Origin of the sequence: Pseudomonas akapageensis, from assembly GCF_011355085.1 — a bacterium.
In the GTDB taxonomy this organism is placed as follows: domain Bacteria; phylum Pseudomonadota; class Gammaproteobacteria; order Pseudomonadales; family Pseudomonadaceae; genus Aquipseudomonas; species Aquipseudomonas akapageensis.
This window is the reverse complement of sequence record NZ_VXCP01000056.1, coordinates 15,088-28,004: the sequence shown is the minus strand read 5'-3', so window position 1 is coordinate 28,004 and position 12,917 is coordinate 15,088. Positions and strand designations below refer to the sequence as shown.

At 62.2% G+C, this 12,917-nt stretch carries 7 protein-coding genes; 3 read left to right on the top strand and 4 right to left on the bottom strand.

Annotated elements, in window-relative coordinates:
- Positions 1 to 88 precede the first annotated feature (88 nt).
- The 4 genes from ligA to F2S13_RS26885 all read right to left on the bottom strand — a co-directional run bounded on the left by ligA (position 89) and on the right by F2S13_RS26885 (position 7,824).
- Entirely contained in the window at positions 89 to 2,446 is a 2,358-nt protein-coding gene (gene ligA, locus F2S13_RS26900) for an NAD-dependent DNA ligase LigA (RefSeq protein WP_166366672.1), read from the bottom strand.
- 180 nt (positions 2,447 to 2,626) lie between these two features.
- Positions 2,627 to 3,469, bottom strand: a complete 843-nt coding sequence (zipA, locus tag F2S13_RS26895; RefSeq protein WP_166366670.1) for a cell division protein ZipA — start codon at positions 3,467 to 3,469, stop codon at positions 2,627 to 2,629.
- 204 nt (positions 3,470 to 3,673) lie between these two features.
- Positions 3,674 to 7,162: a chromosome segregation protein SMC gene (smc, locus tag F2S13_RS26890; protein WP_166366668.1), complete on the bottom strand. Its 3,489-nt coding sequence runs from the start codon at positions 7,160 to 7,162 to the stop codon at positions 3,674 to 3,676.
- A 2-nt stretch (positions 7,163 to 7,164) separates the two neighbouring features.
- Positions 7,165 to 7,824: a GntR family transcriptional regulator gene (locus F2S13_RS26885; protein ID WP_166366666.1), complete on the bottom strand. Its 660-nt coding sequence runs from the start codon at positions 7,822 to 7,824 to the stop codon at positions 7,165 to 7,167.
- 279 nt (positions 7,825 to 8,103) lie between these two features.
- Between F2S13_RS26885 and xdhA the strand changes: the two genes are divergently transcribed.
- The 3 genes from xdhA (at position 8,104) to xdhC (ending at position 12,910) form a co-directional block, all read left to right on the top strand.
- Entirely contained in the window at positions 8,104 to 9,558 is a 1,455-nt protein-coding gene (gene xdhA / locus F2S13_RS26880; protein ID WP_166366664.1) for a xanthine dehydrogenase small subunit, read from the top strand.
- Positions 9,551 to 11,950 (top strand): xanthine dehydrogenase molybdopterin binding subunit, encoded by a 2,400-nt coding sequence (xdhB, locus tag F2S13_RS26875; protein WP_166366662.1) that lies wholly within the window; start codon positions 9,551 to 9,553, stop codon positions 11,948 to 11,950. The genes xdhA and xdhB overlap by 8 nt, the downstream gene beginning before the upstream one ends.
- Positions 11,951 to 12,064: 114 nt before the next feature.
- A complete protein-coding gene (gene xdhC / locus F2S13_RS26870) occupies positions 12,065 to 12,910 on the top strand; it encodes a xanthine dehydrogenase accessory protein XdhC (RefSeq protein WP_166366660.1) in 846 nt (281 codons plus the stop codon).
- Positions 12,911 to 12,917: the final 7 nt, after the last annotated feature.

The following is a 12,917-nucleotide window of genomic DNA, read 5'->3' as shown; positions in this document are numbered from 1 at the left end:
GACGCTCTGCGTCGAGCTCGCGCAGGTCGACGCAGAGCGTCTGGCACAGCATTCCCACGCAGAGCGTGGGAACGAGATAGCGGCTACATCAGGCTTCGATACCGTGCTCGTTCAGAAAGGCGATGAATGCGTCTTCGTCCAGGACTTTGAGGCCCAACTCATTGGCCTTGGCCAACTTCGATCCGGCACCGGGACCGGCCACCACGCAATGGGTCTTGGCCGACACCGAACCTGCAACCTTGGCCCCCAGACTTTCCAGCTTGTCCTTGGCCACGTCGCGGCTCATGCGCTCCAGCGAGCCGGTCAACACCCAGGTCTGGCCGGCCAGCGGCAGGCCGGCGATGACTTTCTTCTCGCTGGCCCAGTGCATGCCGAAAGCCTGCAACTGCGCTTCGACCGCCCTGGCGCGTTCGGCGTTTTCCGGCACCTTGAAGTATTCGCGTACAGCGTCGGCCTGCTTGGCGTTGAGCGCCTGGCGCAGGTCGATGCCGTCGGCGGCGATGATCCTGTCGAGGCTGCCGAGCTTGTCCACCAGCTTTTGCGCGCCGGTCGGCCCCACCGAGGCAATCTCCAGCTTGGCGATCAAGCCTGCCAGGGTGGTGCTGGCGGCGAACTCGGCGTGCACCTCACCCTGATCCTGCAACTGCAGGCCGCGCTCGAGCAATTGGGCGATGACCTTGCGGTTGTGCTCGTCCTCGAAAAAGCTGTGGATCTCGTACGCCACTTCCAGCCCGACATCCGGCAGATAGGTCAGGACTTGCGGAAGTGCCGCCATGATCCGTTCCAGTGAGCCCAGGGAGCGCGCCAGCACCTTGGCGGTCTCTTCGCCCACGTCAGGGATGCCCAGTGCGTAGATAAAACGCGCCAGTGTCGGTCGCTTGCTGTCTGCGATAGCCTTGAGCAGGTTGTTGCTGGACAACTCGGCAAAACCTTCCAGGTCGACGATCTGCTCGAAACCCAGGGTGTAGAGGTCCGCCGGCGACGACACCAGGCCTTCGTCGACCAACTGTTCGACGCTCTTTTCGCCCAGCCCCTCGATGTCCATGGCCCGGCGCGAAACGAAGTGAATGATCGCCTGCTTGAGCTGCGCCGCACAGGCCAGCCGGCCGACGCAACGGTACACGGCGCCTTCGCTGACGGTTTCCTTGCCCTTGCTGCGCTTGACCAGTTGCGTGCGTTCGACCTGGGAACCGCACACCGGGCATTGCTCGGGGACATGCACCGGGCGGGCATCGGCCGGCCGGCGCTCGACGACCACTTGCATGACCTGGGGAATCACGTCACCGGCACGGCGAATGATCACAGTGTCACCAATCATCAAGCCCAGGCGCGCCACTTCATCCATGTTATGCAAGGTGGCGTTGGCCACGGTGACACCGGCAACCTTGACCGGCTTGAGCCGCGCCACGGGCGTTACCGCGCCGGTGCGGCCGACCTGGAATTCCACGTCGAGCAGTTCGGTGAGTTCTTCCATGGCCGGGAATTTGTGGGCAATCGCCCAGCGTGGCTCGCGCGCACGGAAGCCCAGTTCGCGCTGGTAGGCCAGGCTGTTGACCTTGAACACCACGCCATCGATTTCATAGGCCAAATCATTGCGCCGCGCGCCGATGTCGCGGTAGTAGTCCAGGCATTCGGCCACGCCATTGGCCCGCTTCAACTCGCGACTGATCGGCATGCCCCAGGCTTTGAGCTGCTCAAGGGTACCAATATGGGTGTCTGCAATGGTTGCCGAGACCTGGCCCAGGCCATAGCAGCAGAATTCCAGCGGGCGACTGGCGGTGATTTTCGAGTCCAGCTGACGCAGGCTGCCGGCCGCGGCATTGCGCGGGTTGGCGAACGTCTTGCCGCCAACCTCCATCTGCGTGGCGTTCAGGCGTTCGAAACCCGCCTTGGACATGAACACTTCACCCCGCACCTCCAGCACCGCCGGCCAACCGCTGCCGTGGAGCTTGAGGGGGATATTGCGCACCGTGCGCACATTGACACTGATGTCCTCGCCCGTGGTGCCGTCGCCGCGGGTGGCGCCTTGAACGAGCAGGCCATCGCGGTACAGCAGGCTGACCGCCAGGCCGTCGAGCTTGGGCTCGCAGCTGTACTCGACCGCTGCGCCGGCGCCGAACAGGTCGCCTGCCGGCAGGTCCAGGCCTTCGGTGACCCGGCGATCGAATTCACGCAGATCGTTCTCTTCGAAGGCGTTGCCCAGGCTCAGCATCGGCACTTCATGGCGCACCTGGGTGAAAGCCGTCAGCGCCGCGCTGCCCACGCGCTGGGTGGGCGAGTCGCTGCTGACCAGTTCCGGATGCTGCGCTTCCAGCTCCTTGAGCTCGCGAAACAGCCGGTCGTATTCGGCGTCCGGGATGCTGGGCTCGTCGAGGACGTGATAGCGGTAGTTGTGCTGGTCGAGTTCGGCGCGCAGCTCGAGGATCCGGGTTTGCGGGGCAGTCATGGTGTGGTCTCTCGTAAAGCAAAAGAGCAGCCGGGGCTGCTCTCTGTGTTTATTCCTTGGAATTTGTGGTGACTGCATCGCTGGCAAGCCAGCTCCCACAGAGGCCGGGTCCCACACAAATCCTGTGTTTTCCCTGTGGGAGCTGGCTTGCCAGCGATAGGCTCACCGCAAATCCAAAGCCTAGCGTTTCTGGGTCAACGCACGACGCTCGAATTCAACAATGCGCTGACGGTAATGCTCAATGGTCTGGGCCGTCATGACGCTGCGCTGATCGTCCTTGAGCTCGCCGTTGAGTTCATGGGCCAGCTTGCGTGCAGCGGCCACCATGACATCGAACGCCTGCTTGGGATGACGCGGGCCTGGCAAGCCGAGGAAGAAGCTCACTGCACGGGTGCTGAAATGGTCGATGTCGTCCAGGTCGAAAACCCCGGGCTTGACCGCGTTGGCCATGGAGAACAGTACTTCGCCGTTGCCAGCCATGCTTTCGTGACGGTGGAAAATGTCCATTTCACCGAAACGCAGGCCGCTTTCCAGAATGTTCTGCAGCAACGCCGGGCCCTTGAAGCCGCCCTCGTCGCGGGAGATCACGCTGATGACCAGCACTTCCTCGACCGGTGGCAGCTCCTTGCTGTCGCTTGCGCCGAGGCTTGCAGAACGGGTTTCGTCCGGGAAGTCGTTGTCGCGGCTGGAGAAGCTCGGCTCATCCAGGTCCAGCTTGAGGTTCAAGTCACCCTGGGAAGGTTCTGCCGTTCGCTTGCGCTTGCCGGTTTCACGTGCAGGCGCGCTCATCGACGGCAGGTCGTGCTCGTCCAGTTGCGGCTCCTTGTGATCGTCGAGCACACGGGGCGGGCCCAGTACTTCAGCACTGGTGGGCTCGTCGTCCGGCAGGTTGGAGAAGCTGCGGTCCAGCCTGAATTTCAATTTGCCCTTGCCGCCACGCATGCGGCGCCAGCCATCGAAAAGAATACCGGCAATGACAATGATGCCGATGACGATCAGCCACTCGCGCAGACCGATTTCCATTTAATCCTGTGCCTCTATGAAAAATGCTGAAAATAAAGGGTTAAAACCCCTTTAAAACGTGGCGCCAACTCTATGTTCTGACAGGCGTTTTACCCACGCATACAAAAAAGTAAACACTAAACTAGCACGACCAAAGACAACTTTACACCGTCTGTCGCATCCACCTGCGGCAATTGCTCATTCACCTTGCGCGATCCCCTCCAATCAGGCATCGACCATGGCCATGGCTTCCTCGACATCCACCGCCACCAACCGCGAACAACCCGGCTCGTGCATGGTCACCCCCATCAATTGATCGGCCATTTCCATGGCGATCTTGTTGTGGGTGATATAGATGAATTGCACCGTTTGGGACATTTCCTTCACCAGATTCGCATAGCGCCCCACGTTAGCGTCATCCAATGGTGCATCCACTTCGTCCAGCATGCAGAACGGCGCCGGGTTCAGTTTGAAAATGGCGAAAACCAGGGCCAGCGCAGTCAGGGCCTTCTCTCCACCAGAGAGCAAATGAATGGTGCTGTTCTTCTTGCCAGGCGGACGCGCCATGATCGTCACCCCTGTATCGAGTAGATCTTCGCCCGTCAGTTCCAAATATGCGCTGCCGCCACCGAAAACTTTTGGAAACAAAGCCTGTAAACCGCCGTTTATCTGATCAAAGGTATCCTTGAAGCGGTTGCGGGTCTCCTTGTCGATCTTGCGGATGACATTTTCCAGGGTATCGAGGGCCTCGACCAGATCAGCGTCCTGAGCATCGAGGTAACGCTTGCGCTCGGACTGCTGCTGATATTCGTCGATGGCCGCCAGGTTGATTGCGCCCAGGCGCTGGATCCTGGCGTCGATGCGTTCGAGCTCTTGTTCGGCCTCCTGTTCATTGGCGTCGCTGCCGAGGGTGGCGAGCACCCCGTGCAGATCGTAGCCGTCTTCATGCAATTGTTCCTGCAGGGCCTTGCGCCTGACGCTCAGGCCCTGCCATTCCATCCGGTGCTGCTCGAGCTGGCCGCGCAGCAGCTGCGATTGCTGTTCGGCCTGGCTGCGGCGTTTCTCGGCATCGCGCAGCTCGCGGTCGGCGTCCTCCATCTGCATGCGCGCCTGACGCATTTCCTCGTCGACGGCCATGCGCCGCTCCAGCAGCTCTTCGAGCTTGAGCCGCAGTTCTTCGAGCGGTGCCTCGCCCTCTTCCAGGTTAAGGCACAATTGTTCACGCTTTTCGCTCAGGCGCTCCGATTGCAGCTCCAGACGCTCCAGCGCCTGACGCGTGGAATCGTGCTGAGCCCGCAACGATCCCAGGCGCACGGCCAGTTGATGGGCGTGGTCCTTGTGCTGGCGGGCCTCCTGGCGCACCCGGTCGAGCCGCTCGCGCAGGCTGTCGCGCTGGGCCAACAGCAATTCACGCTGTTCGGTGTCCTGGGCCATGATGTCCAGCGCGTCCTGCAATTGCAGGCGCGACTCGCCCAGTTGCTCGTGTTCGATGGCTCGCTGCTCGGCCAGTTCCGTCAATTCTTCTTCGAGCCGACGACGGCGCAGGACCAGTTGTTCAACCTTGGCCTTGCCCGCCGACAGTTGCGCCTTGAGTTCACCCTGCTGGCGTGCTTCTTCCTGCAGGCGGCGGCGCAGTTGCTCGCGACTGTCTTCCTCATGCAACTGTTGCTCACGCAAGCTTTGCAGTTGTTCTTCAAGGGATGCCAATGCGGCTTCGCGCTCGCCCTGCTCCAGTCCCAGGCTTTGCAATTCCTGCCCGCGCGCCAGCACCCCGCTCTGCGCGTCACTGGCACGACACACCCGCAGGAAATGCCGGCCAATCCAGTACCCATCGCGACTGATCAGGCTCTCACCCGGCGCCAGACGGCTGCGCAGGGCCAGCGCCGCATCGAGATCCTCGACCGGCTTGACCTGGGCCAGCCAGGGCGCCAGATCGACCTGGCTCTCGACCTTGTCGAGCAAACTGCCCGGCAGTCGCACGGCATCGCGGCCCGGGTCGATCAGGCGCAGGTCGCCCTGGGTGAACCCGGCCACGTCGATACCGCTGACGTCATCGACCAATACCGCTTGCAGGTCGGCACCCAGCACGGTTTCCACCGCCAGCTCCCAACCGGATTCGACCCGCAGCCCCTCGGCCAGGCGCGGGCGCTGGTCCAGCCCCTGTTCGCGCAACCATTGCGCGGTGCCGGTGCCGGGATCGAGGGCGGCCTGCTGCAAGGCTTCCAGCGAAGCCAGGCGACCATTGAGGCGCTGCAATTCACCCTGGGCCTGCTGCTGTGCCTGGGTGGCTTGCTGCAAGGCATTGCGCAGCGCTTCGAGGCGTTCGACCTGCTGCTCGTCGCGCGCCTGCAATTCTTCCAGCAGCAACTCACTGCTGGCCAGTTGCTCACCCAGCTCGAGAATGGCGGCATCTTCCGGATCGGCTGCCAGCAGGGCCAACTCTTCGGACAGCTTGCGCTGGCGTTCGGCCAGCCGCTCCATGCTTTGCTCGAGCTGCTGGATGCGCGATTGCTGCACCTCGGCCTGGCGCCGTGGCTCGGCCGAGCGGGTATTGAAGCTGTCCCACTGTTCCTGCCAGCCATGCATGGTGCTTTCGGATTCTTCCAGGGCCGCGGCAGCTTCTTCGGCCGCGGCGCTGGTCATTTCCTGCTCGGGCTCGAGCATGGCCAGTTCTTCGCCCAGGGTCGCCAGCAAAGTCCGGTCATGGCCCAGGTGCGATTCGGTTTCGAGCCGCGAGCGTTCGGCTTCTTTCAAATCGTCCTGCAGTTGACGCAGGCGCTGCTGGCCGTGCTGGATGCTCTGCTCGACCCGGGCGATATCGCCCCCCACCGAATAGAAACGCCCCTGCACCAGGCTGAAGCGCTCGGACAGGTCGTGGTGGCCGTCGCGCAACCGCTCGATGCTGGCATCGGCGTTGCGCTGTTCGGCCACCAGGGCTTCAAAGGCGATTTCCTGGTCGCCGATCACCGCCTCGCGCTGGCCGACCTGTTCATTCAGTGCCTGCCAGCGCAGGGCCGAGAGCTGTGCCTTGAGCTGACGCTCCTCGGCCTTGTATTCCTGGTACTTCTCCGCAGCCTGGGCCTGGCGGTGCAAGCGTTCGAGCTGGCGCTCCAGCTCTTCGCGCAAGTCGGTCAGGCGCTCGAGGTTCTCATGCGTGCGGCGAATGCGGCTCTCGGTTTCCCGACGACGTTCCTTGTACTTGGAAATGCCGGCGGCTTCTTCGATGAAGTTGCGCAGGTCTTCGGGCTTGGCCTCGATCAGCTTGGAGATCATGCCCTGCTCGATGATCGAGTAGCTGCGCGGGCCGAGGCCGGTGCCCAGGAAGATATCGGTGATATCACGGCGACGGCATTTGGCACCGTTGAGGAAATAGGTGTTCTGGCTGTCGCGAGTCACCTTGCGACGGATGGAAATCTCCGCGTAGGCGGCGTATTCGCCCACCAGGGTGCTGTCGGAGTTGTCGAACACCAGCTCGATGCTGGCCTGGCTGACCGGCTTGCGGCTGGTCGAGCCATTGAAGATGACGTCGGTCATCGACTCGCCGCGCAGGTTTTTCGCCGAGCTTTCGCCCATCACCCAGCGCACCGCATCGATGATGTTGGACTTGCCGCAACCGTTGGGCCCGACCACTGCCGCCATGTTACTGGGGAAGTTCACCGTGGTCGGGTCGACGAACGACTTGAACCCGGCCAGCTTGATGCACTTGAGGCGCATGCTTAGCGAACCGCCAGGGCAGCGAGCACCAGGTCGCAGCTACGCTGGACGTACGCACTGAGTATGACGCGAATCCGTGGCTGATCGCGTGCGATCACCGCTTCGAGCAACTGATCGAACAGCGCCAGGTATTCGCTCATTTCCGCCTTGCGTTGATCCAGGGCCAGATAATAGTTGCGGCTCATGGCCGGCTGCAGGTTTTCGACGGTCTCCTGCAAGTACGGGTTATCGGCGAACGGATAGGCGGCGCGCATCACGTTGAAGCTGTCTTCGACGAAGGTCTTGATGTCCTGGCGCGCGAAACTTTCCTGCAGGCGCTGCTGGATCTGCACGAATGGCGCAAGGTCGGCCTGGGTTTTCCAGCCTGTTGCCACGCCGTTGCCGAGCAGGATGTACATCTCGCCCATCAAGGTGCACAGGCTACGCACGTGGTGCTCATTGAGTTCGCTCACATGGGCGCCGCGCCGGGGCGGGATCGTCACCAGGTGGCGGCGCTCGAGAATCAGCAGCGCCTCGCGCACCGAACCGCGACTGACGTTCAGGGCCTGGGTGACTTTCAGCTCCTGAATACGCTCGGCAGGCTTGAGCTCGCCGCGAATGATCCGTTCGGCGAGGTAGTGGGCAATTTGCTCGGAGAGGCTGTCCGGCGCCTTGAACGTCATGGTTTTCCTTCGAAATCATTGATCTGTGCAGGCGGCCAAGTGTAACGCAATTGATACCTGCAAGCGCAGAGACGCACTGCGCGAAAATGGCACAAATCCAGCAAACAAATCCTGCTGCGTCTGCAACCTTCTACCCTTATAAATAGGAACGTTGATCGACGTAAACCGTTTGCGTGCACTTTCTTGACTTTAAAGTCAGATTTTTATTGACCGAGAAGTCAGAGCTGACTAAATTCAGCTCAATCGATCAACAACAATAATTCGCTCGTGAGGTCTTCCGTGATCCAGTTTCTACTTAACCAGGAGCTGCGCAGTGAGCACGCCCTGGATCCGAACCTGACAGTGCTCGAGTACTTGCGTGAGCACCTGGGAAAATCCGGCACCAAAGAAGGCTGCGCCAGCGGCGATTGCGGCGCGTGCACCGTGGTGGTCGGCGAACTGAGTAAAGCGGAAGACGGCAGCGAGCACATTCGCTATCGCAGCCTGAACTCGTGCCTGACCTTTGTTTCGTCGTTGCACGGCAAGCAATTGATCAGCGTCGAAGACCTCAAGCACCAAGGCAAGCTCCACAGCGTGCAGCAGGCCATGGCCGACTGCCATGGCTCCCAGTGCGGCTTCTGCACACCCGGCTTTGTCATGTCCCTGTTTGCCCTGCAAAAGAACAGCGATGCACCGGATCTGCACAAGGCCCAGGAAGCCCTGGCCGGCAACCTCTGCCGCTGCACCGGCTACCGGCCGATCCTGGCCGCTGCCGAACAGGCCTGCTGCCAGGCGGGCGGCGACCAGTTCGATGCCGGCGAAGCGCAAACCATCGCCCGCCTGCAAGCCATCGCGCCCAAGGACATCGGCGAGCTCAACAGCGGCGACAAACGCTGCCTGGTGCCCCTGACCGTGGCCGACCTGGCCGACCTCTACGGCTCGCACCCTGAAGCTCGGTTGCTGGCCGGCGGTACCGACCTGGCGCTGGAAGTCACCCAGTTCCACCGCGCCCTGCCGGTGATGATCTATGTGGGCAACGTCGCCGAAATGAAGCGTATCGAGCGTTTCGACGATCGCCTGGAAATCGGTGCGGCCACGCCCCTGACCGATTGCCATGACGCCCTGACCGCCGAATACCCGGACTTCGGCGAACTGCTGCACCGCTTCGCTTCATTGCAGATCCGCAACCAGGGCACCCTGGGCGGCAATATCGGCAACGCCTCGCCCATTGGCGACTCGCCGCCCCTGCTGATCGCCCTGGGCGCACAGATTGTGCTGCGCAAAGGCGAAGCCACCCGCACCCTGGCCCTGGAAGACTACTTCATCGATTACCGCATCACGGCCCGCCAGGAAAGCGAGTTCATCGAGAAGATCATCGTGCCCCGCGCCCAGGCGCAGTGGAAATTCCGCGCCTACAAGGTGTCCAAACGCCTGGACGATGACATTTCCGCCGTCTGCGCGGCCTTCAACCTGCGCATCGAAAATGGCCTGGTGGCCGAAGCGCGGGTGGCCTTCGGCGGTATGGCGGCGATACCCAAACGAGCCAAGGCCTGTGAGGCGTCGTTGCTGGGCAAAACCTGGAACCAGGCCGCTGTCGAACGCGCCTGCACCGCCCTGGCCGATGATTTCACGCCGCTGTCGGACTTCCGCGCCAGCAAGGAATACCGCCTGCTGAGCGCGCAGAACCTGCTGCGCAAATACTTCATCGAACTGCAATCGCCGCACATCGAGACTCGGGTGACCGCTTATGTCTAACCATCACAACGCCCCGAAAACTCAAGAAGAGCTCGCCGCCCTGTTCGCCGAGGATTTGACCACCGGCGTGGGCCGCAGCCTCAAGCATGACAGCGCCGACAAGCATGTGTCCGGCGAAGCCGTGTACATCGACGATCGCCTGGAATTCCCGAACCAGCTGCACGTGTATGCACGCCTGTCCGACCGCGCCCATGCCCGTGTCGTCAAGATCGATACCACGCCCTGCTACGCCTTCGACGGCGTGCGCATCGCCATTACCCACGAAGATGTGCCGGGCCTGAAGGATATCGGCCCCTTGATGCCGGGCGACCCGTTGCTGGCCATCGATACCGTGGAATTCGTCGGCCAACCGGTGGTTGCCGTCGCCGCCCGCGACCTGGAAACCGCACGTCAGGCGGCTATGGCCGCGATCATCGAGTATGAAGACCTGGAACCGGTGCTGGATGTGGTCGAGGCGTTTCGCAAGAAGCATTTCGTGCTCGACAGCCATACCCACCAACGCGGTGACTCGGCCACGGCACTGGCCACTGCCCCGCACCGACTGCAAGGCACGCTGCACATTGGTGGCCAGGAGCACTTCTACCTGGAAACCCAGATTTCCTCGGTGATGCCCACCGAAGACGGCGGCATGATTGTCTACTGCTCGACCCAGAACCCGACCGAAGTGCAAAAGCTGGTCGCCGAAGTCCTCGACGTCTCGATGAACAAGATCGTTGTCGACATGCGCCGCATGGGCGGTGGTTTCGGTGGCAAGGAAACCCAGGCAGCCAGCCCGGCGTGCCTGTGCGCGGTGATTGCGCACCTGACCGGGCAACCGACCAAGATGCGCCTGCCACGGGTCGAAGACATGATCATGACCGGCAAGCGCCACCCCTTCTATATCGAATACGACGTGGGCTTCGACGACAGCGGCCGCCTGCACGGCATCGCCATGGACCTGGCCGGCAACTGCGGTTGCTCGCCGGACCTGTCGAACTCGATCGTCGACCGGGCCATGTTCCACTCCGACAACTCGTACTACCTGGGCGATGCGACCATCAACGGTCACCGCTGCAAGACCAACACCGCCTCGAACACGGCCTACCGTGGTTTCGGCGGCCCGCAAGGCATGGTCGCCATCGAAGAGGTCATGGACCACATCGCCCGGCACCTGGCGCTCGACCCGCTGGCAGTGCGCAAGGCCAACTACTACGGCAAGACCGAACGCAACGTCACCCATTACTACCAGACCGTCGAGCACAACATGCTCGAAGAGATCACCGCCGAACTTGAAGCCAGCAGCGACTACGCCGAACGCCGCGAGTCGATCCGCCGTTTCAACGCCAACAGCCCGGTGCTGAAAAAAGGCCTGGCGCTGACCCCGGTCAAGTTCGGGATTTCCTTCACCGCCAGCTTCCTCAACCAGGCCGGCGCCCTGGTGCACGTCTATACCGATGGCAGCATCCACCTGAACCACGGCGGCACGGAAATGGGCCAGGGCCTCAACACCAAGGTGGCCCAGGTGGTCGCCGAAGTGTTCCAGGTCGACTTCAACCGTATCCAGATCACCGCCACCAACACCGACAAGGTGCCCAACACCTCGCCGACCGCAGCGTCCAGCGGCGCCGACCTGAACGGCAAGGCGGCCCAGAACGCCGCGGAAATCATCAAGCAGCGCCTGGTGGAATTCGCAGCAAGACAGTACAAGGTCAGCGAAGAGGACGTGGAGTTCCGCAACGGCCATGTGCGCGTGCGTGACCAGATCCTCACCTTCGAAGAACTGATCCAGCAGGCCTACTTTGCTCAGGTATCGCTGTCGAGCACCGGTTTCTACAAGACGCCGAAGATCTACTACGACCGCTCCCAGGCCCGTGGTCGGCCGTTCTACTACTTTGCCTTCGGTGCGGCCTGCGCCGAGGTGATCGTCGATACCCTGACCGGCGAGTACAAGATGCTGCGCACCGACATCCTCCACGATGTCGGCGCCTCGCTGAACCCGGCCATCGATATCGGCCAGGTCGAAGGCGGCTTCATCCAGGGCATGGGCTGGCTGACCACCGAGGAGCTGGTGTGGAACGCCAAGGGCAAGCTGGTCACCAACGGCCCGGCGAGCTACAAGATCCCGGCCGTGGCCGACATGCCGATCGACCTGCGGGTCAAGCTGGTGGAAAACCGCAAGAACCCGGAAGACACCGTGTTCCACTCCAAGGCCGTGGGTGAGCCACCGTTCATGCTCGGCATCGCGGCCTGGTGCGCAATCAAGGATGCGGTGGCGAGCCTGGCCGACTATCGCGTGCAACCCCGGATCGACGCGCCGGCGACGCCGGAGCGGGTGCTTTGGGGGTGTGAGCAGATGCGCAAGGCGGTGGCGGTACAGCAACCCATTACTGAAGTCGAGACCGTGGCGCCATGATGACCGCTATCGCCGGCAAGCCGGCTCCCACAGAGGAGGCGCTCACAATGCCCCCTGTGGGAGCTGGCTTGCCAGCGATAAGGCCAGCACAGACACATGAGGGGTAACTGAATAATGCGTAACTGGATCAGCGCCCTGGCCGACCTGCAGGACCGTGGTGAACCCTGCGTGCTCGTGACCATCATCGAGGAACGCGGCTCGACGCCGCGCAATGCCGGTTCCAAGATGGTGGTCAGCGCCGAGCACCTGTACGACACCATCGGTGGCGGTCACCTGGAATACAAGGCGATGAAAATCGCCCGCGAGATGCTCGCCAGTGGTCGCCAGGACACCCATCTGGAACGCTTCAGCCTGGGCGCGAGCCTGGGTCAGTGCTGCGGCGGCGCCACCGTGCTGCTGTTCGAGCCCATGGGCCGGGTGCAGGCACAGATTGCCGTATTCGGCGCCGGCCACGTCGGCCGCGCCCTGGTGCCATTATTGGCCAGCCTGCCCTGCAAGGTGCGCTGGATCGATTCGCGTGAACAGGAATTTCCCGAGCAGATCCCTGAGGGGGTCATCAGGATCGTCAGCGACGAGCCGGTCGATGAAGTCCAGGACTTGCCTTCGGGCAGTTACTGCATCGTCATGACCCACAATCATCAGCTCGACCTGGAACTGACCGCTGCGATCCTCAAGCGCAACGACTTCACCTGGTTCGGCCTGATCGGCTCGAAGACCAAGCGCGTCAAGTTCGAACACCGCCTGCGTGACCGCGGCTTCGACCCCCAGTTGGTCCAGCGCATGCGCTGCCCGATGGGGATCGCCGAGGTCAAAGGCAAATTGCCGATCGAAATCGCCGTGTCCATCGCCGCCGAAATCATCGCCACCTACAACGCAAACTTTGGCCAGCAGACTTCGTCCAGCGCCGAACCCATTGCCCAATTGCTGCCGGCTTCACGACGCAGCCAAGCCATTCAATGAGAGCCTT